Raw genomic sequence first — 21,725 nt, 5'->3', positions numbered from 1 at the left:
GGCTAACACTAACTAACAAAGTTTAGGCTACTGTTTCTTGAAGTTGAAACAGTTGTGCATTTAAATACTGTAGCGCATTAATTTTTTCACGTGTAGGCACGAGTAGAGAGATATTATTATTACTACCACCATAGGCAATCATACGTACTGGAATAGAATTTAAAATCCCGAAAGCTTTATACGATTCCTGGTCTGCTATAAGATTCTCTCCTACAATACAGATGATACTGTGATCTTCTTCTACCGTTACTTCTGCAATAACAGATAGTTCTGTTATGATACCTTTTAAGTGACTGGTATCATCTATTGTTAATGAGATAGCTACTTCAGAAGTGGTAACCATATCAATAGAAGTCTCGTGACGGTCAAATACCTCAAAAATGGTACGTAAAAAACCGTGAGCACCAAGCATACGATTTGATTTAATTTTTATTGCCGTGATACCATCTTTAGCTGAAATCGCTTTTAAACCACGGTTGTGATATTCATTAGAAATTTTTGTTCCGGGAGCAGAAGGTTCGAATGTATTTTTTAACCATACCGGGATATCTCTGTCTATTACAGGAGCTACCGTTTGTGGATGTAAAATTTTCGCGCCAAAGTAAGCCAACTCCGCAGCCTCATTATAGGTCAAATGCTCTATTGGGTTTGTACCTTCTACATAACGCGGGTCATTATTGTGTAACCCATCAATGTCTGTCCAGATTTGTACCCCGTCTGCAGCAACAGCAGCAGCAATAATTGTTGCGCTAAAGTCGCTACCTCCTCGTTTAAGTGTTGCCAGTGAACCGCGTTCATCACGACATACAAAACCTTGAGTGATGTATACCTGTGATGGATTTTGAGTGAGTTGCGGTAACAATGCGTCAGAAACGTTTTCTATATTCGGATTTTCAACAGAGCCTACATTCATAAAGGAACTGGCATCCAGCAATACGTTATGTACATTTTCCTGCGTTAAAAATCTTGAAAACAGTGATGTTAACATCGTTTCCCCAAATGTCACCAACTCAGCATATGTGGTAAGTGTACGGCCACCTCTTGCAATAGATTCTATCTCACTTATAAAACCTTCGATTTGAGCTCTCGCATCGGGTTGATTAGCAACGGTAAATAAACTATCTATAGCCTCGTTATGTTTTGCACGTAACTGCTCAAGTACAGCGGTAATCTCGTCTGCCTTTTTATCTATACTCGCCTGATTAAGGCTTACTAATAAATTAGTCACACCAGACATTGCAGATAACACTACAATTTTTGGACTTTCAGTAACCGCTAGTATTTCTACTACTTTTCTAATATTTTGAGCACTTCCTACAGAAGTTCCTCCAAATTTTAAAACATTCATCTTCATTAATTTAGTGATGCATAGTTAAGTCGAAAAAAAGAAGACTGAAAAAAATTCAACAATTTTATATAAATTTGTACAAATTGTTAAATATATAACATTGAAGACAATCACATCTGTTGTAGAGAAACTTATCAAACATCAGCCATATACTGAAGATGCGCTGATGCGAAAGATTATTAATTACAGTGCCCTTGCTGAAGATTTTCAGCCTAGAATAGAAAAAGAGTTGGGCAAATCTGTAAACGTAGGTTCTATTGTAATGGCCTTACGCAGATATTATCCCCAAAAACGATTAGATGAGCGTGTGATGCGCGATCTGGGCGATATCGTGGTGCGTAGTGGTATTACAGACTTTACATTTCTAAATTCAAATACCATTTTAGAAAGTCAGTCAAACTTGATGGAGCAAACTAAAACCATACCTAAAGCCTATCTCACCTACTCAAGCACCTTTCACGAGAGTAATATTCTTGTGTCTAACGATCTTACGCAACTTGTAGAACGTTGTTTTGAAAAAGAAACCTGTGTTATGGTTAAACACGATCTTTCTTCGTTATCTATTGCTTTACCCGTTAACAACTCTAAGACCGTAGGCTTATACTTCTATATCTTTAAGCTTCTGGCCTATGAGGGGATTCCTATTTTTGAAGCTATTTCTACTTCAAATTATTTTACACTGTTCCTAGAAAAGGAATATGTGAACCAGGCTTTTGCATTGGTTAATGAAATAAAGGGATAAAAAAACCCGGAAGCTTTGCTTCCGGGTTATTAACTTTTTAAAAAGATTTTAATTACCAGATACGTACCCGCTTTTCAACAGGTAAAAACATCGCATCTCCTTCTTTAATATTAAATGCCTCGTAGAATGCATCAATATTTTGAAGTGGTACGTAAGCTCGGTACATTCCCGGAGAGTGAGGATCTGTTTTAATACGTGTTCTTAAAGCATCATCACGCATCTTTGTACGCCAGATAGTTGCCCAGCTGATAAAGAAACGCTGTTCTGCTGTGTAACCATCTATAGGTTGAGGTTTCTCATTCTTCTCATAGAATTTCTGTAAACCGGTATAGGCCGCTAGTACGCCTCCTAAATCCCCTATGTTTTCGCCCAAGGTAAATTTTCCGTTTATAAATAAGCTGTCTGCAACTTCTATAGCGCTATACTGCTCTGCAAGAGCACCACTACGTTCTGAAAATGCACTTAAATCTTCATCGGTCCACCAGTTTTTTAAGTTACCATCACCATCAAAACGCGAACCACTGTCGTCAAAAGCGTGAGAAATCTCGTGACCTATAACCGCTCCTATACCACCATAATTCACCGCTTCATCTGCCTGATAATTATAGAAAGGGGGTTGTAATATGGCTGCAGGAAATACAATCTCGTTAAATGAAGGATTAAAATATGCATTTACCGTTTGTGGAGACATACCCCATCTTGTTTTATCTACAGGCTCTTTATAGTCTGCATTGTTTTTATCTTCTGCCCAGGATCCTGCTGCAAGTAAGTTTTCAAAGAAAGTTTTATCTGCAGTTATTTCGAGTTTAGAATAGTCTTCCCACTTATCAGGGTAACCTATTTTTACAGTAAATTTATTCAGTTTGTCTATCGCCTGAAGTTTTGTAGAATCGGTCATCCACTCCAGGTTGTTGATACGATCTCTAAAGGCTTCTTTGATATTGTCTATCATCGCTTCTGCTTTAGCTTTCGCCTCTGGCGGAAACACTTTATCAACATACAATTTACCTAAAGCTTCTCCCAGTGTATTGTCTACGGTCTCTAGAGCGCGCTCGTCTGCCGGTTTTTGCTTAGGTGTACCGTTTAAAGTTTTGCTGTAAAACTCCCAGTTTGCATATTCTAACTCTGTAGTTAGCGCATCTGACCATGAGTTAAGTGTTGCCCATCGCATTAGTAATTTAAGATCGTCTAATGGTGTTTTTGTCAATACATTTTGAAGTGACTTCATGTATTGTGTTTGCAATACAATAACCGTATCAACTTCTTTAGACAGACCCTGATTTTCAAAATATGCTTTCCAGTTTATTGCTGAAGTCATCTTTTGAAGTTCTGCGACGCTACGTGGGTTATTCATATTACGCGCATCTCTGCGTGCAACCTTATCTAAACGCGGTTCTGCAAGTTGAGTTTCTAATGCTAAGATACGGTCTGCTTCGGTTTTTGAAGTAGCCTCATCATCTCCCGCATATTGCAATACCCAGCTAATATATGCTTTGTATTGCTCACGTATTTCTTTTGATTTTGCATCCTGCTCTACGTAATAGTCACGGTCTGGCAAACCTAATCTTCCCGGAGCGATATAGCCCGCGTTCATCTTACTGTTTGAAAAGTCTGAAAACACGCTGAAGTTTACAAATGGTGAAACCGTACCGTTACGTTCCTGACTCACTTTCTGTATGTCTAAAACAGAAGTGATAGCAGCAATACTTTCTAATGCAGGCTGAAGCGGCTTTAAACCGGCTTCGTTACGAGCAACCGTATCTAACTGACCTTCGTATAAAGCAAGTGCTTTTGCCTGATCTGTTTCTGGCCCATACTTGCCTTCTTTTTGCGCATCTGCAATAATTGTAAGTACATCTTCACGGGTTTTTTTACGTAATACACTAAAACCTCCCCAGGTAGATTCTTCTTCAGGAATCTCGGTGTTACGCATCCAATTACCATTTACAAAATCGTAAAAATTATCTTGAGGTTTTACGAGTGTATCCATATTTGCAAGGTCGAGCGCTGGTATTTTAACCTCGGCTATCTCCTGCTTTTTAACTTCCTCTTTACAGGCCGTTAAACTTAAAATCCCAACCGAAACCGGGATTATCATTCGAACGATTTTATTCATAAATCATTTTTGAAATTAGGGTTTATTATAAATTAATTAGCACGCAGCTTTGTAATAAGCAAGCTGTCGTGTTCTTTTTTAAGTGCTGTAACTTCTGAAACATTTTCATTAGGCACAGCTATAGAGAGTACATAGTGTTGCACTTTCCAATTATTATCTTCAAAACGCATGACTCCAGATCCTCTGCAGATTCCCATTTGGGTATCTAACAGCTCGTCAAACCAGGCTATTTTTGATTTTTTGGGATGGTATATTGTGCGTTCTAATGTTGTAAAACTCCAGGCTTTGCCCGCCTCAAAATATGGTTTAGCAAATGTTTTGAATTGATCTAACTGCCAATTTTCTTCTGCATCGGTACCTATAAAAACAGCATCGCGAGTCATAAGCGCAAAATAGGCATCAAAGTTTGCGTCTGCAGCTGCCTTATGCCAGTTTTCTAACTGCGAATTAATAGCCATTTCTGAAGTATCTCGTTGCTGAGCAACTAAAGACCCTGCTAATAAGGTGAAAATAAAAAGAAACTTTAGTCGCATAATTCGTGTTTTATTTTAGCCCCTGCGCTGGTGTTAATTTAGAAAGTGTTGCTGCTTTTCTTATTGAATCTCGAGAAACAGATAAGGAATCTGCTTTGATCTCATATTTTTCTAATAACTCTTCAATAGACTCCTGATACTTTAAATTTATTTGAAGCTTTAGATTTTGAAAAGCATTAAAGAATTCTGTGGCTTCTTTATTTACAAGTGCTGTGTCTATTTTAACTTTAGATGCTTCCTGAACGAGTGTATTGGTTTTAGAAAAAAGAACATTAAGTCGGGATTGAATTGCCGGGTTAACAATACTATCACTTACCTCCTTCTGCGCATTTGCGGCGTTTTTAATCCACTCACTTCCCTGTTTACGTAAATAATACAGTGTTATCGTGTCTAGAGCATTAACATGTTCTGTAAGAAATTTAAATTCTTTCCACGATTCTATCTCTTCTTGAGCCGTAGTGGTTAAAAAGATCTCCTGTTTTATTTGAGGCTGCATCTTGATTGATAAAGTGTCTGTGGCTAAACGAGGGTCTACTGCAACTTCTTGTTTTTTGTTGCAGGAAGCAAAAAGCACAGTGAGTAGAAGAAAGGCTAAAATTGTAAATCTCATAGCCCAAAAATACGCAAAGCTTTCCATAAAAAAAGCCCCTTAAAAAGGAGCTTATTAACTGGTATAATATGATCACATAATGTGATTGATTTCTTTATTGAGCGTATCAAAAGCTTGATAAATTGTTTTTAAATGATCTTCTACTACACGCTCTCGAATCTCATCGCGATTTACTTCGGCATAAAATTCATTCACTTCTTTTTTAACTTTCTCAACTTGATTCTTAATTTCAGGTAGCTCTAAATCGTCAGGGATATTTTTTATCATTGAGTCGCAATTTTCGGCGAGCTTATTGCGCATATCTACGGCATTCAATGCATTTGTATTAGAAATTAGAATTATTGTTTTTTCTAATGCTAAATATCCATCCCACTTTTTAACCGCTTCTTTAGCATTGGGTTCTAATTGTTCAACATTAGCTTTTAACACCAAATTTTGAGACCTTTCTGTACCCGAGTTTTTACACGATACTATCGAGGCAAAAATTAGTAATACTATGAACAATTTGTTTTTCATTAAAAAATCATGTTATTTCAAGGTGTAAAATTAAGATAATGCACTATTCTTAAGAATTTTATATTAATAAAGTATTCCTAATAATTAGCTGTAAAATTCTAAAAACAAGTATCTTTTATTAAAACACTGTTAAAAAAAACGCCTGCTGTAGAGCAGGCGTTTTTTTCATTGAGATAAATCAATAACCTTATTGATTATCGTCAAGAATAGTTTTACCGTTTTTAGAAACTGTTTCTTTAAGCTCCTCATTTAAATCTGCATAAGCTTCCATCAACTCCTCTACTTGATTTTCAATTTTATTTTTATCTGTACCTGATTTAGCAATTACAGCTTTTAAATCTGCTACTTCTTCCTTGATATCTTTTAAATCTTCCTGTACTTCTTCAGTAAGTAATGATTTAGGTATTGTAGTCTCAAGATTAGATGCTTCTTCTTCTAATTGTGTGATGTAATCTTTAATTTCCGCTTGCGGAACTTCTTTCAAATCTAGTGCCTTAACGCTGTTAGAAAAAGTTTTTAGATTTTTCCATCCATCGACGTCTGCTTTTAATTTAGGATCTACATCTACCTGATCCCAGTTAATTGAGTAATCGTCTGGCATAGCAGGCTTTTCTATAGACCCCAGATCATCTACTCCTGCATCTGCATAACGCTCTTTTTCTGTTACGGCGCTGTCTTTTACATTTTGCACTTCTTCTGTTGCTTCATTTACCTGCGCTTCTTTATCTGCATCATTTTTACAACCTATAAAGGCTAAAGTCACTAATAAACCGGTGGCGGTTAAACTTATATATTTCATAATGTTTTTTTTTAAATGTATATAAAAGTAAAATTAAAAGAGATACTCAGAACTAAACGTTTTGATAATATAAAAATTACTTAAACTTTAGCTAAATCTTTAAGAGACTTTTTGATTTCAAATAAACTTAACCCCCTAAAAATTAAGGTTAACGCAATTTTAAAATTTAAATAAAACCTATTGAATATCTTTGTTTAAAAACTAATTGTTAAAAAGAATTATTAATGAGTACTACTAACTATTCAGAGAAGTTTAGCGATCGTGAGATAGACCGAATTATTGAAATGGCCTGGGAAGATCGTACAACTTTTGATGCAATCGAATTTCAATTTTGTTTAAAAGAGCAGGAGGTAATCGAATTGATGCGTCGCCAGATGAAACCATCTAGTTTTAAAATGTGGCGCGAGCGGGTACAGGGGAGAGCTACGAAACATGCGGCTAAACGTAGTTTTGAGAAAGGCACCTTTAAAAGTACCAGACAGAAACAAATTACCCATAACAAAATAAGTAAGCGATAATATATTGCTACTGTGTAAAAGAAAAGCCGTTAATCTCGCGATTAACGGCTTTCTAATTTTTTTTAAAGAACGATTTGTTCTAACTAAAGAATTTAGTTTTATTCGTTACTTACTACACGATCACCTGAAAGTTTCCATGTATTTACTGCTGTAATTTTTGACCCGCTGTAATCAACTTCACGTAATGTGTTTTCATTCCAGAAAAACCATTTACCTGTTTTCTCTCCGTTGTCATAATTTGCAACAGCTGTTTTAGAGCCATTTTCATCATAGCTCACCCACTCACCAGTTAACTTACCATCTTCTGTGTAATAACCCTTCTGACTAATTTCTCCGTTGTTATGAAACAAAGTTGCTTTAATCAAATTACCGTCTTTCTCGTAAACATTCTTTTGCTTCTCTTGTGCAGATGCAAAACTTACAACACCCATTAAGGCAATAACAACTAGTAACTTTTTCATAATAAACAGTATTTGGGTTAAACTTTACTTTACAAATCTATGAATAATTTAAACATATAGCAATGTTTAGGTAACATTAAATTAACATTTAAAGTTTAATTAACTGTATATCAATATTTTAAACTGGTTTTTTTATCATAAACTTAGGTAACACGGGAGTTTAATTGTGTTTTTTAACTAAATTATAGACCTCAACATGCACTACTTATAACTTTATCGTAACATACAGCCTAAAAATAAGTATCAAATTTGCAGGCTGAACTGATTCATCTTAATATGGATAATATTTACCTGATTATGCTTATTGCTCTAGCTATTTTAGCTATTGCAGATCTTGTTGTGGGAGTGAGTAATGACGCTGTCAACTTTTTAAATTCTGCTATAGGATCTAAAGCAGTCTCCTTTAAAACTATAATCATTGTTGCCAGTGTGGGTATCGCTTTTGGTGCGCTATCTTCAAGCGGAATGATGGAAGTTGCCCGTAAAGGAATTTTTGTACCCGAAAAGTTTTACTTTGACGAAATCATGATCATTTTTATGGCCGTGATGCTTACCGATATTCTTCTTCTTGACTTTTTTAATACTTTAGGATTACCTACCTCTACAACGGTTTCTATTGTATTTGAATTACTGGGAGCTGCATTCTGTATGACTTTTATAAAACTGGCCGGAAGCTCAGACACGCTCTTACATCTGGGAGAATACATAAATTCAGACAAGGCTATAGAAATTATAACCGGAATTCTCCTCTCGGTCGTCATCGCATTTACAGTAGGTGCCCTCGTCCAGTTTTTTACACGACTCTTACTTACATTTGATTTCAAAAAACGTCCTATATGGAATGCTGCCGCATTTAGTGGAATAGCAATAGCCTCTATAAGTTACTTTATCATTATTAAAGGTCTAAAAAGTGCAGATTTTGTTCAGGGAGCTTTTCTAGATTGGGCAAATGCTAATGTATGGCCGTTTATAGGATTAAGTTTTGTCGTTTACTTCATACTAAGTTACATTCTCATTAAACTCGTTAAACTTAATGTTTACGTACTGGTAATTATAGTAGGTACTTTTGCTCTGGCAATGGCATTTGCCGGTAATGACCTGGTAAACTTTATAGGCGTACCTATGGCTGCCTACAATTCATACGAAATATGGATGGCGAGTGGCGAACCTGCAAGCTCTTTTACAATGGAGTCACTTGCAGAAAAAGTACCTACTCAACCGTTACTCTTATTATTTGCCGGTCTGGTCATGATACTTACACTCTGGTTTTCTAAGAAAGCACGAAGAGTGGTAAAAACTTCTGTAGATTTATCGCGTCAGGATGAAGGCCAGGAGCGTTTTAAATCAAATATGGTTTCTCGTGCTTTAGTACGTGGAGCAATGAAATTAAATGTAGGATTCAATGCAATTCTACCTCAAAATATAAAAGATTACATAGAAGTTCGGTTTTCTAAGCCTAAGTCATCTATACGTGTTGCAGCGATAGACATGCCTGCTTTTGATCTTGTACGGGCCGCAGTAAACCTGATGATCGCCAGTGTTCTTATCTCTGTTGCAACATCATTAAAATTACCCTTATCTACTACTTATGTAACCTTTATGGTGGCTATGGGTAGCTCATTAGCAGATCGTGCCTGGGGTAGTGATAGCGCAGTGTATCGTGTGGCCGGTGTTCTTAATGTTATAGGAGGCTGGTTTATGACTGCAATCAGTGCATTTACCGCAGCTGCAATTATGGCCTTTATTCTTTATGAGGGTGGAAGTGTTGCGCTCTTTTTACTTTTTGCAATTGCCATCGCAATATTAGTGCGTAACTACATGAATCATAAAAAACGTTCTGAAGCTGAAGCTGAAGAAGGACGTCTAATGCGTGCCGTTAGCAGCTCTATACAGGGTATTATTAATGAAAGTACTACAAACGTAGCTTCAGCATTCAAAAGAGGAAGTAAAGTGTATGTAGGTGCGATTGAAGGGCTTGCTAAAGTAGATCTCGGTAAGCTGCGAAAAAGTAAAAAAGGTATTACAAAATTAAATGCTGAAGTTGAGGAACTACGTAACAGCCTTTATTATTTTATAAAAAATCTCGATGAATCTCATGTACAGGCCAGTCGTTTTTACATAGACGTTTTAGGTTATTTACAAGATGTAACCCAATCTATAGACTTTGTAGTTACCTCTAGCTACAATCACCTTAACAACAATCATAAAGGCTTAAAGTTTACACAGCTTAAAGATTTAAAGGAAATCGAAGAAAAACTTGATACACTTTTCAGTAAAATTGAAGATACCTTTAAAGCTAAAAACTTTGATGCCATTGTACCTATTTTAGAAGAAAAACAAGATCTTTTAGATAGCGTTTCAAGCAAGATTGAAAAGCAGGTAGAACGTACTAGAAACAGCGATTCTAGCCCTAAAAATACGATGCTTTATTTTAGCTTACTTCAGGAAACTCAAGATCTTATTGTAGCTACCATGAATATCTTAGAGCACTATTATATAGAACACAAGAAGCTCATGAAGTAATTTATTTACTTCATAAAAAAGCCGAAAACGCATTGTGTTTTCGGCTTTTTTATTTTGTGCCAAAACCAACTAAATATCGTTGATAGCTTTCCTGCACTTATAGTATTTATATATAAAAACTATTGCGAAAATTTGAATACACACAGCCAGAATTGATCCTTCAAAACCAAATGCACCGCCATTTAAAAGATTAGCATCCTGAATATCAAATTTAACGATGGAGTAGAAATCCTGACCACTTACATTAAACCCAAAATAGGACTGAAAGAGATTCCAGCTAAAATGCAAGCCTATAGGAAACCATAGATTTCTCGTATATACATACGAAATGCCTAAAAGTACACCCGCAAGAAACAGGTTTATAAATGCCATATCATCAAGATTGGGATTTAACCCGTGCATTGCTGCAAATAGCACAGAAGAAACAATAAGTGCTATATATTTATTAAAACTCAACATTAAATTGCGCAATACATAACCTCTCAACACGACCTCTTCTGCGACCGCAACTACGGCAAATAGAAGTATAGAAACAAGAGCATCCCTCCTATTAAAATCTATACTCTTAAAAATAATTTCATCTAAAACAGTAAGAAAACTAAATGCAAAAGCCATAATAAGTGTACCTAATAAAAAACCTGCTAAAAGTTCTTTTCTTCGGTTTTTAAAAGAGAAGCCTAATGCTACAAAAGGCCTCTTATCTACGTATTTCATGAAAATCCATAAGGCCAATAAGGTTCCTAAAAACTCGAAAAATTTCAGTAGAAATTGCTCTATATACGTATGCTCATTTGATGGATATTCAATACCACACACATAAGCACCCAGTATCTGTATCCCACCAGCAATAAATATATAAGGCAGTATAAAGAGCAGCACACGAGCCCATCCCCTTTTTTCCCTTTCCATGCTAAATTTTAGTTTAATTTGAGTTTTACAATGTTAGCAAAACACTACTTATTCCGCATAAAAAAAGCCCTCTCTAAACGAATAGAAAGGGCGATTTTCAATTAACTACTTAAATTGTTATTAAGAACCACACATTAGGCAATCATCATCACCTTCGGCTGCTTTTGCCTGCGCTATGATTGCTTTCATTTCTGCAGCACTCATAGGTTCTGTGTTTATTTCTTTTTCTACAGCTACCTCTACAGATGCCGCTTCTTTTACTTCGTAAGGCTTAGCACGCTCTTCAACAGAGTCAGGTCTATGAATGGGTCCTGCCGTAGCTTTTAGCGTTTCAGCAGCGCGCTGAGCTACATGTATTTCTTGAACGGGCTCTTGCTTTGATTCTTTATTAAGTGTGAACTTAATCGCATCTACTGCAGACTTCGTTCTTAAATAATACATTCCTGTTTTAAGACCACTTTTCCAGGCATAGAAGTGCATTGAAGTAAGCTTAGAGAAGTTTGCGTTCTCCATAAACAGGTTGAGTGATTGAGACTGGTCAATAAAATATCCACGATGACGAGACATATCAATAATGTCTTTCATACTTAATTCCCAAACGGTTTTATAAAGCTCTTTTAAATCTTCCGGAATACCATCTATGTGCTGTATAGAACCATTTGCACGCATAATCGCTTGCTTTAATTCTTCATCCCATAAGCCTAATTCAACCAGGTCTTCAAGGAGGTGTTTGTTTACAACAATAAACTCACCAGAGAGTACACGTCTTGTGTAAATATTAGAAGTATACGGCTCAAATGCTTCATTATTTCCTAAAATCTGTGAGGTAGAAGCAGTAGGCATAGGTGCAACCAATAACGAGTTACGCACACCGTGCTCCATAACTTCTGCACGCAGTTTACCCCAATCCCAGCGACCGCTTAATTCTTCATCTTTAATTCCCCATAAGTTGTGCTGAAATTCTCCTTTAGAAATAGGCGAACCTTCAAATGTAGAGTATGCTCCTTCCTCTTGTGCCATTTCTTTTGATGCGGTTACTGCTGCAAAATAAAGGGTTTCAAAAATTTCCTGATTCAGTTTCTTCGCTTCATCAGAGGTAAATGGTAAACGTAATTTTATAAATGTATCTGCAAGACCCTGAACACCTAAACCAATAGGGCGGTGACGCAGGTTACTGTTTTCTGCTTCTTTAACCGGGTAGTAATTACGGTCTATAACTCTATTTAAATTACGGGTTACTCGTTTTGTAATTCTATATAATTCTTTATGGTCAAACTGCCCGTCTTTAATAAACATAGGCAAACCTATAGAAGCAAGGTTACAAACCGCAACTTCATCAGGGCTTGTATATTCCATAATTTCAGTACATAAGTTAGAAGAACGTATGGTACCTAAATTTTGCTGGTTTGACTTACGGTTAGCAGCATCCTTATACAACATATAAGGGGTTCCTGTCTCAATCTGAGATTCTAAAATTTTCTCCCAAAGTTCGCGTGCTTTTATGGTCTTGCGCCCTTTACCTTCAGATTCATATTTTAAGTATAACTGCTCAAACTCTTCACTGTGAACATTGAATAAGTTAGGACACTCGTTAGGACACATCAGCGTCCAGGTATCATTATTCTGAACACGCTCCATAAATAAATCTGGAATCCACATTGCATAAAATAAATCACGTGCACGCATCTCTTCTTTACCGTGGTTCTTCTTTAAATCTAAGAAGTCAAAAATATCTGCGTGCCATGGCTCAATATACATTGCAAACGAACCTTTACGCTTTCCACCGCCCTGATCTACATACCTCGCGGTGTCGTTATAAACGCGCAACATAGGGACAATACCATTTGAAGTACCGTTAGTACCCCCTATATAAGACCCTGTAGCTCTAACATTATGAATAGACAAGCCTATACCTCCTGCACTCTGCGAAATTTTCGCCGTTTGCTTTAAGGTATCGTAAATACCATCTATACTGTCATCTTGCATTGTAAGTAAGAAACAAGAAGACATTTGAGGTTTAGGTGTACCCGAATTGAATAAGGTAGGTGTAGCGTGCGTAAAGAACTTTTTAGACATCAACTCATACGTTTCCTTTACCGAAGCAAGGTCGTCTAAGTGAATACCTACAGCAACGCGCATAAGCATATGCTGCGGGCGCTCTGCTATCTTACCATTTATCTTTAATAAATAAGAACGTTCTAATGTTTTAAAGCCAAAATAATCGTAACCAAAGTCTCTGCTGTAAATTATTGAAGAATCAAGTTCTTCTTTATGCTTGCTAATTACTGCATATACATCATCTGCAATAAGCGGCGCTTTTTTACCGGTACGTGGGTTCACGTACTCATACAAATCTGTCACCACCTCACTAAAGGTTTTCTTGGTGTTTTTATGCAGGTTAGATACAGAAACACGAGCAGCTAACTTGGCATAATCTGGGTGAGATGTCGTCATTGTAGCCGCAACTTCTGCAGCTAAATTATCAAGCTCACTGGTGGTTACACCATCATATAAACCTTCAATAACACGAAGCGAAATTTTAACCGGATCAACCAGCGGGTTTAGACCATAACACAGTTTTTTAATACGTGCAGTGATCTTGTCAAACATTACCGGCTCTTTGCGGCCATCCCTTTTTACTACATACATAAGGCTTCAGTTTTAAAGATTTTTCAAAATTATTTTGGCGAAATTTTGAAAAAAGTGGTTTATGGGTCAAAATGAAATACATTTTAACCTGAATTAAAATAAATATGGTATTGTGTATTTGGCCTAAGCCAAAATGAAAATTATAATCTAAAAATCAGCATCAAAGCTAATTTTTTGACCTTCGGTGCCGCCGCTTCCGCTTGCAACACCTGCCTTCTGGTACTCACCTACACGCTTCTCAAAGAAGTTAGTTTTACCCTGAAGGGAAATCATATCCATAAAATCAAATGGATTTGTGGTATTGTACTCCTTCTCGCACTCTAACTCTACAAGCAATCTATCTGTAACAAACTCAAGATATTGTGTCATTAATTTAGAATTCATTCCTATTAAACTAGCAGGAAGTGACTCTGTAATAAACTCACGCTCAATATTTAAAGCATCAACAATAATCTCGCGAATGCGTTCTTTAGGAACTTTATTTATCAAGTGATTGTTGTGCAAGTGCACCGCAAAATCACAATGTACACCCTCATCTCTGGAAATCAACTCATTTGAGAACGTAAGACCTGGCATAAGTCCTCTTTTCTTTAACCAGAAGATTGAACAAAATGCCCCAGAAAAGAAAATACCTTCAACGGCTGCAAAAGCGATTAAACGCTCAGCAAAAGAAGGACTGTCAATCCATTTTAAAGCCCAGTCTGCTTTTTTCTTGATTGCAGGAAAGGTTTCGATCGCATTGAATAGCTGATCTTTTTCTTTTTCATCTTTAACGTAGGTATCAATAAGCAACGAGTACGTTTCAGAATGAATATTTTCCATCATAATCTGAAAGCCGTAGAAAAATTTAGCCTCAGAATATTGTACTTCATTTACGAAGTTTTCTGCAAGATTTTCATTTACGATACCGTCTGAAGCGGCAAAGAATGCTAAAATATGTTTTATAAAGTAACGCTCATCTGCATTTAGCTTAGTGGTCCAGTCTGAAAGATCCTGGTGTAGATCAATCTCTTCTGCAGTCCAAAAACTCGCTTCAGATTTTTTGTACCACTCCCAGATATCAGGGTGTTGTATTGGAAAAATCACAAATCGATTTTTGTTTTCCTGTAAAATTGGCTCTACTGCATTACTCATGTCCGTCTATTTTTTTAGTGATTAAGTACCGATAATTAGGGACTAACAAATATCAAAAAAAAAGAAGGGTTAAAGCCGAAAAGCGGCCTGACGTTTTCAACAAAGTTTTCAACATTGAGCATAAACAAGAATTTACCTACAACATGCAGAAAACCATTGCAAAAACTTGAAAACGAGGTAATTATACCAATATATAATACTTAGAAATATACCGTTTTTTAACCTCTAAAAAGCTCCTTAGCAAGTGCAATTACAGGCGTTTAAAAGTGTTTTACCTGAGCTTTTTTTAGGCTGAAAAAGTTATTAAAAATGCTATTTTCTTATCAAGAAGAGTACTAAACTTTAACAGTTACAAGCTTCCTTATAGATTAAGTAATTCACTTTAGCCCCTTGTCGTTTTTTAGTGTTAAAAAGCAATCTAAACCGAAAATCTAAACAGGGCAATAATTACAAGCTTCCCTCCCATTCTGCATAGAATTGAGTTAAAAAATCTTCCATAAACTCGTGCCGCTTTGCCGCTATTTTTTTTGCCGTCTCAGTATGCATACGGTCTTTAAGAAGTAAAAGCTTCTCGTAGAAGTGGTTAATGGTGGGCGCATCAGACTTCTTATATTCTTCAACAGTCATATCTAGTTTTGGCGGTATAGCAGGATCGTATAATTTTCGATTTTTAAAGCCGCCATAATTAAAAGTTCGCGCTATCCCAATAGCTCCTATCGCATCTAGTCGGTCTGCATCCTGCACGATTTTTAGCTCAATACTGTTATGCTCTGTCTTTCGGTTTCCGCCTTTAAACGAGATATTTTCAATAATAAGAATCACAGCCTCAATGAGACTTTCTGCAGCATTTTCTTTTTTTAAAAACTCCCGTGCAACTCGTGGACCTACGTGCTCATCACCATCGTGAAATTTTGAATCTGCAATATCATGCAGTAAAGCGCCTAGGGCAACAACCATAATATTACACGTTTCGCCCTGTGCGATATGCAACGCATTTTTATAAACACGTAAGGTATGAAACCAGTCGTGGCCCCCTTCAGCATTTAAAAGCGTTGTTTTTACAAAAACACTGGTTTTCTCAATGAGTTCGATGTCTGATTTATGTAAGTGTAAAAGCGCGTTCAATTGAAGATATTTTAAATTAAGATCTGTGCTGTCGTATTTCTTTAAAGTCTGCCAAAACCACGGCCTGTACAATTTTCACCAATTCTTCAGGATCGTGATTTGCTACCGGAATAGGTGTGTGTACGTGATGCTTTACGTGAACCCCTATGTCTTGCGGAAAACCTCCCCAGCGCATCAACTTCCACGAATTATTAATGGTGACAGGCACGATTAAAGCTGTGGGCATAGATTTAAACAATGTAACTAAACCTCCTTTAGCAAATTCCTTTGGGATACCGGTTTTACTGCGTGTTCCTTCCGGAAAAATTACAACAGATCTGTTTGTCGCATTCAATGTTTTAGTGAGATCCCGTATTGCAAGTATAGATTGTCTTTTGTCTTTTCGGTCTATTAATGCTGAACCTCCTTTACGCAGGTTATATGAGATACTGGGAATACCCCTGCCCAGCTCTACTTTGCTTACAAACTTAGGGTGAAGACGTCTTAAATACCAGATTATAGGCGGAATATCCCACTGCCCCTGATGGTTTGCCACAATAATTATAGGCTGATCGCGCTTTATCGTATGCTTATTTTCAAAACTAAAACGTGTGCCCAATAGATTGAGCGTACGCATAATCATAAAATTGAGGTAATCTACACTCTTTTTATGCGCCTGATATCCTAAAAGGTTATAACACAACCATTGTATGGGATGAAAAATTACGATTACCAGGCCAAAAGCGAGATAGAAGATAATACTTAAGGGGTATGCTATTAGTTTTCTCATCGTGCAAACATTGAAGGCAAAGAAAAGACTTCGCGCTAAACCTACAAATTTAAAGATAATGATTGTTTAAAATAAACCCGATTGGTCTCAATTGAAAGCATACCCATTTCTGGGGAGAAACCCCCTAACACACCTAAGCATGCTCCTGTATCTTCGCTATTAAGAAATAGAAATGAAAAGATCTCTTAAAATACGAATTACTGTTTTTCTGGTGCTCATGAACTGTGTTGCCTTAAGCGTTAATTATTTTGGTATCTCCCCAAAAATAAAGGCTACTGCAGAACATAAGACGGTGGAGATTTTTTTGTTAACAGATTCAGAGATCGGCTTAAAGTCCCAGTTGCAACAAGTTGGGTATTTAGAGCATACGTCTGACGGTTTCTGGCCTTTTGAAGCATTTTACGTAAATACTTCAGTAAGCGCTACAGATTACACCGGAAGATTTAGGGGCTTTTTTGCCGGCTTTGATTTTTCTGAATTTGTATTTTACAACAGTATGCTTTTAGGCACTTTATTATTTCTTAGACTCTGGTGATTTATTGAGTTTCTTTTTACGACGTTTACTCCAATACACATACAGGCCAAAAATCACAAGACTTACTACAGAACCCCATAAAAGTCCGGTTTTCATACCTTCAGAGCGCTCTCCCATTATTGCAATAAAGACTGTTAATGGCGCTACCCCAAGAAGTGTGGCGCTTATAAATCGCAGATAATTCATTTTTAATATTCCGCCTACAAAACTAATTGCATCATTAGATAAAAACGGATTTAAGCGTGTTATTGCAATAGCCCAAAAGCCATAATCCTCAATAAAATCTTCGAGCTTAGCTTCGGTAGAAGAACCTATCAATTTATTAATTAATCCAGATCCTAATTTTTTACCCAAAAGATACCCTACGCTAGAAGCACACCCTATAGCCACAAACACGAGTAAACTTCCCCAGACGGGCCCGTAGGCAAGAATACAAACAGCCATAAGTACTACAGAGGGAATTATAATTAAAAACATCTGGGCGATCATGGCTACAATTAACACAACAGGTCCTACCCAGCCAAAGGAAGAGACCCACTTCTCAATACGCTGCTCATCGCCACTGGTTAAAATCTGCCAGGCCTTATTAAAAAAGGTTTGCACATCTGGGATAAAAAAATAGGCCAGTACCAGACTTAAAAACAGCAAGACCGAAACCAGTTTAGGTAGATTATTTGAGATAAATTTCTGCATGGTAACATTTTAGACTAGGGCTCATAGACAAACAGCTCTTCTATGGTACATTTAAATACAGCTGCGAGTCTAAAAGCGGTAGGTAAACTTGGGTCAAATTTACCTTTTTCTATGGCATTAATCGTCTGCCGCGAGACTTCTATGCGGTTTGCCAAATCTTCCTGAGTGAAATCAAACGTGGCTCTTAGCGTTTTGATGTTGTTTTTCATGAGTACTTTCGGCTATTAATGGCAGTACAAACTATATACGTCACCCCCATAAACAACAACAGGGTGCTAATCTCAGCATCAGAATTGAGTAAGCCGGTAGTATCTAATTGAGAATAGGCAAGACCTACCACAACGGTGAGCCCAAGCGTAAGCCCCATAGATTCTAATTGAATTTTACGTTGCAACTCATCAGCCGCGTTTACAAATTTTCTATTAGCAAGCACCATACCTACTCCCACAGCCAGACTTAGTATAATAGCAATGCCCGTAAGCAGTGATGATTCCCATAAATACATAGAGCCAAAGGTTACCAGGGCTGTGGTACACACCCAGGCTAATGCCCACATTAGAAGATACTTTTTTGAAAATTTCTGTTTTGATTTCATAATTGATTGTTTTTTGATTAATGTAAAGTACACTTTACAAATATAAACCTATTTTCAAATGTAAAGCAAGCTTTACATTGAGAAATTTATGAAAATCGAATTTTTGTGTAAAGTATTGATAGGGTAAGTTGAGAGTGGTAAGGAGATGAAAACGAAATGTATAAGAACAAAGAGGCCTTTTATTATCAGATTTTTTCTACATCATTTTCTTTAATTCATGATGAAAAGTTTAAATTTCAATAATGGACTTAAACAATGATGGAAGAATTATTAGTAAAATATTTAAACCATTTCAAGAAATTGAATAGAGGTTTTAATCCTGGCTTTGGCAAAGCTCCTCACAAGCCTATTCTTCTGATTTCTATCATAGATATTGCTGAAAGAGGTCTATTAACTAGTAATAGATTTGACATTACTCCAGAATTGGTATTAAGATTTAAAGAATATTTTGCTGCTTTAGTTGAAACAGGGCATCACGATAATTTTGCCCTTCCTTTTTTCCACATGAAAAGTGAACCTTTTTATAGATTAATTCCTCGAATGGGTTTTGAAAGAACGTTTGATAAAATGAAAAGTGCAAAAAGCATTTACAAACTTATTGAACTAGTTGCCTTTGCTGAAATTGACAAGGAATTATTTGAATTACTTCAAATACAGTCCTATAGAATTATAATGAAGAAATTTCTATTAGAGTCATACTTTCCGGGACATACACTTGCTCTTCAAGCTAATAAACAAGGATATTTAGAAAACATAATAGAGCAACAAATATTAAATGATTCAAGAGCTGAATACGTATTAAAATTGAATAGTATTAAAGCTAAACTTGAAGAAACTAATTTTGAAGAGGAATTATTTGTTAGAGGAGGTGTATTCAAAAAAACAGTACCTAAGATATATGACTATACTTGTTGTATTTCAGGATTAAAAGTCATTTCCAATCATAATTTTCAGATGGTTGACGCCTGCCACATAATTCCTTTTAGTCAAAGTCAGGATGATACTATAAGCAATGGCATATCCTTAAGCCCTACTTTGCATAGAGCATTTGATAGAGGTCTCATAACGATAGACTTAAAGTATAAAGTGCAAATCTCTTCTTCTATAAATGAATCTGAATCTACGAGAGAGCTTCTAGATCTTAGTGGATTTCCAATTAAATTGCCTAAATATGAAAAGTATCTACCTTCTGTTGAAGCTTTAGCTTGGCATAATCAAGAGGTTTTTCTAGGTTAGAAAATTTAAATTTCACTTAAAGCTTATCTAGCTTCCATTAAACTTAAACTCATTGCAATATTAGCCAACTCATAAGAAGAGCTACCTTTTTCTTCTGCTGTCTAATCTATTTTAGATAAACGGTTAGATAAACCAAACCGCCTAAAAACAAAAAAGCCTCAACTAGAATTAGTTAAGGCTTAATTTTGCTCCCCCTCTTGGGCTCGAACCAAGGACCCTTTGATTAACAGTCAAATGCTCTAACCAACTGAGCTAAGGAGGAATTTATCTTTAAATTTTTAAAATCATCTATCAACATCGCAATGTTGAAGTTTGTTATGTCTTAAAGAACGTTTCGCTTATTTGCTGAAAGCGGATGCAAATATACACAACTATTTAAACCCACAAAACAATTTTTAAAAAACTTTTTTAAAGCATTTTAAAAATTGTTTTTCTAAGCTTATCCACCCGTGATCCAGCGATACACATCGTTTCCGTTAGCATATAATACTAAGGCAATTAGCAAGAAGAAGCCTATCATTTGCGCATATTCTAAAAATTTGTCGCTAGGTTTTCTTCCGGTAATAATTTCATACAATAAGAACATTACGTGCCCACCATCTAATGCCGGTATAGGTAAAATATTCATAAACGCCAGTATGATCGATATAAACGCGGTAGTTTCCCAAAAGGACAACCAGTTCCATGTGTCAGGAAAAAGGCCTGCAATCGCTCCAAAACCACCTACCTGAGAGGCTCCTTTAGAAGTAAACACATATTTAAACTGAGTTACATAGTCCCTCAATTTATCATACCCATAACCTACACCTCTACTAATACTTTCTCCAATACCATATTCCCGCTTACGACGTTCTGGCATTAAATAGTCTTTATCTGCAAAGCCAAAACCTACTCCTACCATTTTTTGATCACCCATAGGGATTTCAAATTTGCGCTCTACTCCGTCCCGAGAAACGGTAATGGTTGCGATACTATCTTTTTTAGCCTGCAAGGCGTAACTCGCATCACTTTTATATTTTATGGGGTAATCATTTATTTTCAATAATTCATCGGTCCCCAGTACTCCTGCTTGTTCTGCACCTCCAAAAACCGAATCTAAATAGACCGGTGTACGCGGAAAGTTAACCCCAAACATCTCACCAGATTTAAACAACTGCATCCCAATATCATCAGGAAGGCTTAATTCTTCCTGACTTCCGTTTTCGTGAAGTACCGTAACTTTAGAAACATCACGCATCATTAACATTTGCGGAAACGCTAACTGATCTTCTAATTCTTCACCATTTACAGCAAGTATTTTGTCTCCCTGTTCAAAGCCATACTGCTCCATCGTAGGGGTGAAACCAAAGCCGTATTTTAAATCTTCTGGTGTAGAATACTCATCCCCATAAGTTGCAATGATCATTATGTAGATAAAGAATCCTAGCACAATATTTACGGTAACTCCACCTATCATAACGATAAGTCGCTGCCAGGCCGGCTTAGAACGAAATTCCCATTCTTTAGGTTCCTGAGCCATAGCCTCCTTATCCATACTCTCATCTATCATCCCGGCGATTTTTACATAACCACCCAGAGGCAACCAGCCTATACCATAAACTGTTTCCCCAATTTGTTTTTTAAACAGGGCAAATTTGACATCAAAAAACAGGAAGAATTTCTCTACACGTATTTTAAATAAACGGGCCGGTATAAAATGACCAAACTCGTGAAGTACGATTAATATTGAAAGACTCAGAAAAAGCTGAGCACCTTTTACAAAAAATGGATCCATAAATTTTATATAACTAAAGGTATCAATCTAATCACGTATTACAGGGAATAAAAGATACCTTAAAAACTAAAAATACTATATTAATTAAAAGGCAAGGGGCCTTAAAAAGTGCACAAAAGTAACCTTTTACATCCGCATAC

Annotated in this window: 21 protein-coding genes and 1 tRNA gene; 5 read left to right on the top strand and 17 right to left on the bottom strand. The window is 36.5% G+C overall.

From position 1 onward, the window contains the following. Nucleotides 1-22 precede the first annotated feature (22 nt). Nucleotides 23-1,348 (bottom strand): aspartate kinase, encoded by a 1,326-nt coding sequence (locus tag P164_RS15520; RefSeq protein WP_028377247.1) that lies wholly within the window; start codon nucleotides 1,346-1,348, stop codon nucleotides 23-25. A 100-nt stretch (nucleotides 1,349-1,448) separates the two neighbouring features. On the opposite strand from P164_RS15520, the gene P164_RS15515 reads away from it, so the two are divergent. Further along, nucleotides 1,449-2,090 carry a hypothetical protein gene (locus P164_RS15515; protein WP_028377246.1) on the top strand — a complete coding sequence of 214 codons (642 nt, stop codon included), beginning with the start codon at nucleotides 1,449-1,451 and terminating at the stop codon, nucleotides 2,088-2,090. Nucleotides 2,091-2,142: 52 nt separating this feature from the next. Here P164_RS15515 and P164_RS15510 read toward each other — a convergent pair whose 3' ends face one another. The 5 genes from P164_RS15510 to P164_RS15490 all read right to left on the bottom strand — a co-directional run bounded on the left by P164_RS15510 (nucleotide 2,143) and on the right by P164_RS15490 (nucleotide 6,664). Beyond that, complete coding sequence (locus P164_RS15510) at nucleotides 2,143-4,206, bottom strand: M13 family metallopeptidase (RefSeq protein ID WP_028377245.1); 2,064 nt, start codon at nucleotides 4,204-4,206, stop codon at nucleotides 2,143-2,145. A 32-nt stretch (nucleotides 4,207-4,238) separates the two neighbouring features. Further along, nucleotides 4,239-4,739, bottom strand: coding sequence for a nuclear transport factor 2 family protein (locus tag P164_RS15505; protein WP_035899908.1), 501 nt, complete (start codon nucleotides 4,737-4,739; stop codon nucleotides 4,239-4,241). A gap of 10 nt (nucleotides 4,740-4,749) precedes the next feature. After that, complete coding sequence (locus tag P164_RS15500; protein WP_125411790.1) at nucleotides 4,750-5,349, bottom strand: hypothetical protein; 600 nt, start codon at nucleotides 5,347-5,349, stop codon at nucleotides 4,750-4,752. A gap of 72 nt (nucleotides 5,350-5,421) precedes the next feature. Further along, nucleotides 5,422-5,865 carry a hypothetical protein gene (locus tag P164_RS15495; RefSeq protein ID WP_125411789.1) on the bottom strand — a complete coding sequence of 148 codons (444 nt, stop codon included), beginning with the start codon at nucleotides 5,863-5,865 and terminating at the stop codon, nucleotides 5,422-5,424. A gap of 187 nt (nucleotides 5,866-6,052) precedes the next feature. Further along, nucleotides 6,053-6,664, bottom strand: coding sequence for a hypothetical protein (locus tag P164_RS15490; RefSeq protein ID WP_051621376.1), 612 nt, complete (start codon nucleotides 6,662-6,664; stop codon nucleotides 6,053-6,055). 224 nt (nucleotides 6,665-6,888) lie between these two features. Between P164_RS15490 and P164_RS15485 the strand changes: the two genes are divergently transcribed. Then, nucleotides 6,889-7,182: a TIGR03643 family protein gene (locus P164_RS15485; protein ID WP_028377241.1), complete on the top strand. Its 294-nt coding sequence runs from the start codon at nucleotides 6,889-6,891 to the stop codon at nucleotides 7,180-7,182. A gap of 98 nt (nucleotides 7,183-7,280) precedes the next feature. On the opposite strand, the gene P164_RS15480 is transcribed toward P164_RS15485, so the two are convergent. Further along, nucleotides 7,281-7,643, bottom strand: a complete 363-nt coding sequence (locus P164_RS15480) for a toxin-antitoxin system YwqK family antitoxin (RefSeq protein ID WP_035899905.1) — start codon at nucleotides 7,641-7,643, stop codon at nucleotides 7,281-7,283. Between the two features lie 276 nt (nucleotides 7,644-7,919). Here P164_RS15480 and P164_RS15475 point away from each other — a divergent pair, with 276 nt between their 5' ends. Next, complete coding sequence (locus P164_RS15475) at nucleotides 7,920-10,166, top strand: inorganic phosphate transporter (RefSeq protein WP_028377239.1); 2,247 nt, start codon at nucleotides 7,920-7,922, stop codon at nucleotides 10,164-10,166. A 69-nt stretch (nucleotides 10,167-10,235) separates the two neighbouring features. Here the strand turns inward: P164_RS15475 and P164_RS15470 are convergent, their stop codons facing one another. The 5 genes from P164_RS15470 to P164_RS15450 all read right to left on the bottom strand — a co-directional run bounded on the left by P164_RS15470 (nucleotide 10,236) and on the right by P164_RS15450 (nucleotide 16,752). After that, a complete protein-coding gene (locus tag P164_RS15470; protein WP_035899904.1) occupies nucleotides 10,236-11,075 on the bottom strand; it encodes a CPBP family intramembrane glutamic endopeptidase in 840 nt (279 codons plus the stop codon). A 120-nt stretch (nucleotides 11,076-11,195) separates the two neighbouring features. Next, nucleotides 11,196-13,724: a ribonucleoside-diphosphate reductase subunit alpha gene (locus P164_RS15465; RefSeq protein ID WP_028377237.1), complete on the bottom strand. Its 2,529-nt coding sequence runs from the start codon at nucleotides 13,722-13,724 to the stop codon at nucleotides 11,196-11,198. Nucleotides 13,725-13,871: 147 nt separating this feature from the next. After that, the gene (locus tag P164_RS15460; protein ID WP_028377236.1) at nucleotides 13,872-14,858 is read right to left on the bottom strand and encodes a ribonucleotide-diphosphate reductase subunit beta; all 987 of its coding nucleotides are present in this window, start codon (nucleotides 14,856-14,858) and stop codon (nucleotides 13,872-13,874) included. A 447-nt stretch (nucleotides 14,859-15,305) separates the two neighbouring features. Then, a complete protein-coding gene (locus P164_RS15455; RefSeq protein ID WP_117434323.1) occupies nucleotides 15,306-15,983 on the bottom strand; it encodes an HD domain-containing protein in 678 nt (225 codons plus the stop codon). Nucleotides 15,984-15,999: 16 nt separating this feature from the next. Continuing rightward, nucleotides 16,000-16,752 (bottom strand): lysophospholipid acyltransferase family protein, encoded by a 753-nt coding sequence (locus tag P164_RS15450; protein WP_028377234.1) that lies wholly within the window; start codon nucleotides 16,750-16,752, stop codon nucleotides 16,000-16,002. 172 nt (nucleotides 16,753-16,924) lie between these two features. Here P164_RS15450 and P164_RS15445 point away from each other — a divergent pair, with 172 nt between their 5' ends. Next, nucleotides 16,925-17,287, top strand: coding sequence for a hypothetical protein (locus tag P164_RS15445; RefSeq protein ID WP_125411788.1), 363 nt, complete (start codon nucleotides 16,925-16,927; stop codon nucleotides 17,285-17,287). On the opposite strand, the gene P164_RS15440 is transcribed toward P164_RS15445, so the two are convergent. Genes P164_RS15440 through P164_RS15430 form a run of 3 tightly spaced genes read right to left on the bottom strand, consistent with a single transcriptional unit; the run spans nucleotide 17,267 to nucleotide 18,575 of the window. After that, complete coding sequence (locus P164_RS15440; RefSeq protein WP_028377232.1) at nucleotides 17,267-17,980, bottom strand: TVP38/TMEM64 family protein; 714 nt, start codon at nucleotides 17,978-17,980, stop codon at nucleotides 17,267-17,269. The genes P164_RS15445 and P164_RS15440 overlap by 21 nt on opposite strands. A gap of 14 nt (nucleotides 17,981-17,994) precedes the next feature. Continuing rightward, nucleotides 17,995-18,189 (bottom strand): helix-turn-helix transcriptional regulator, encoded by a 195-nt coding sequence (locus tag P164_RS15435; protein ID WP_028377231.1) that lies wholly within the window; start codon nucleotides 18,187-18,189, stop codon nucleotides 17,995-17,997. Next, the gene (locus tag P164_RS15430) at nucleotides 18,186-18,575 is read right to left on the bottom strand and encodes a hypothetical protein (protein WP_028377230.1); all 390 of its coding nucleotides are present in this window, start codon (nucleotides 18,573-18,575) and stop codon (nucleotides 18,186-18,188) included. Before P164_RS15430 ends, P164_RS15435 begins: the two co-directional genes overlap by 4 nt. A 255-nt stretch (nucleotides 18,576-18,830) precedes the next feature. Here P164_RS15430 and P164_RS15425 point away from each other — a divergent pair, with 255 nt between their 5' ends. Then, nucleotides 18,831-19,811, top strand: coding sequence for an HNH endonuclease (locus P164_RS15425; RefSeq protein ID WP_234405873.1), 981 nt, complete (start codon nucleotides 18,831-18,833; stop codon nucleotides 19,809-19,811). Nucleotides 19,812-19,999: 188 nt separating this feature from the next. On the opposite strand, the gene P164_RS15420 is transcribed toward P164_RS15425, so the two are convergent. Continuing rightward, nucleotides 20,000-20,073 (bottom strand) — tRNA-Asn (locus tag P164_RS15420). Nucleotides 20,074-20,250: 177 nt separating this feature from the next. Further along, a complete protein-coding gene (gene rseP, locus P164_RS15415) occupies nucleotides 20,251-21,585 on the bottom strand; it encodes an RIP metalloprotease RseP (protein ID WP_028377228.1) in 1,335 nt (444 codons plus the stop codon). Nucleotides 21,586-21,725: the final 140 nt, after the last annotated feature.

Source organism: Leeuwenhoekiella sp. MAR_2009_132 (assembly GCF_000687915.1).
Taxonomy (GTDB): domain Bacteria; phylum Bacteroidota; class Bacteroidia; order Flavobacteriales; family Flavobacteriaceae; genus Leeuwenhoekiella.
The sequence above is the reverse complement of the archived record's forward strand: the minus strand, read 5'-3'. Positions and strand labels throughout refer to the sequence as shown.

What these genes read in the sequence shown, in the direction of transcription:
- P164_RS15520 (WP_028377247.1), bottom strand. Translation starts at nt 1,348, where the DNA reads ATGAATGTTTTAAAATTTGGAGGAACTTCTGTAGGAAGTGCTCAAAAT.
- P164_RS15510 (WP_028377245.1), bottom strand. Translation starts at nt 4,206, where the DNA reads ATGAATAAAATCGTTCGAATGATAATCCCGGTTTCGGTTGGGATTTTA.
- P164_RS15505 (WP_035899908.1), bottom strand. Translation starts at nt 4,739, where the DNA reads ATGCGACTAAAGTTTCTTTTTATTTTCACCTTATTAGCAGGGTCTTTA.
- P164_RS15500 (WP_125411790.1), bottom strand. Translation starts at nt 5,349, where the DNA reads ATGAGATTTACAATTTTAGCCTTTCTTCTACTCACTGTGCTTTTTGCT.
- P164_RS15495 (WP_125411789.1), bottom strand. Translation starts at nt 5,865, where the DNA reads ATGAAAAACAAATTGTTCATAGTATTACTAATTTTTGCCTCGATAGTA.
- P164_RS15490 (WP_051621376.1), bottom strand. Translation starts at nt 6,664, where the DNA reads ATGAAATATATAAGTTTAACCGCCACCGGTTTATTAGTGACTTTAGCC.
- P164_RS15485 (WP_028377241.1), top strand. Translation starts at nt 6,889, where the DNA reads ATGAGTACTACTAACTATTCAGAGAAGTTTAGCGATCGTGAGATAGAC.
- P164_RS15480 (WP_035899905.1), bottom strand. Translation starts at nt 7,643, where the DNA reads ATGAAAAAGTTACTAGTTGTTATTGCCTTAATGGGTGTTGTAAGTTTT.
- P164_RS15475 (WP_028377239.1), top strand. Translation starts at nt 7,920, where the DNA reads ATGGATAATATTTACCTGATTATGCTTATTGCTCTAGCTATTTTAGCT.
- P164_RS15470 (WP_035899904.1), bottom strand. Translation starts at nt 11,075, where the DNA reads ATGGAAAGGGAAAAAAGGGGATGGGCTCGTGTGCTGCTCTTTATACTG.
- P164_RS15465 (WP_028377237.1), bottom strand. Translation starts at nt 13,724, where the DNA reads ATGTATGTAGTAAAAAGGGATGGCCGCAAAGAGCCGGTAATGTTTGAC.
- P164_RS15460 (WP_028377236.1), bottom strand. Translation starts at nt 14,858, where the DNA reads ATGAGTAATGCAGTAGAGCCAATTTTACAGGAAAACAAAAATCGATTT.
- P164_RS15450 (WP_028377234.1), bottom strand. Translation starts at nt 16,752, where the DNA reads ATGAGAAAACTAATAGCATACCCCTTAAGTATTATCTTCTATCTCGCT.
- P164_RS15445 (WP_125411788.1), top strand. Translation starts at nt 16,925, where the DNA reads ATGAAAAGATCTCTTAAAATACGAATTACTGTTTTTCTGGTGCTCATG.
- P164_RS15440 (WP_028377232.1), bottom strand. Translation starts at nt 17,980, where the DNA reads ATGCAGAAATTTATCTCAAATAATCTACCTAAACTGGTTTCGGTCTTG.
- P164_RS15435 (WP_028377231.1), bottom strand. Translation starts at nt 18,189, where the DNA reads ATGAAAAACAACATCAAAACGCTAAGAGCCACGTTTGATTTCACTCAG.
- P164_RS15430 (WP_028377230.1), bottom strand. Translation starts at nt 18,575, where the DNA reads ATGAAATCAAAACAGAAATTTTCAAAAAAGTATCTTCTAATGTGGGCA.
- P164_RS15425 (WP_234405873.1), top strand. Translation starts at nt 18,831, where the DNA reads ATGATGGAAGAATTATTAGTAAAATATTTAAACCATTTCAAGAAATTG.
- rseP (WP_028377228.1), bottom strand. Translation starts at nt 21,585, where the DNA reads ATGGATCCATTTTTTGTAAAAGGTGCTCAGCTTTTTCTGAGTCTTTCA.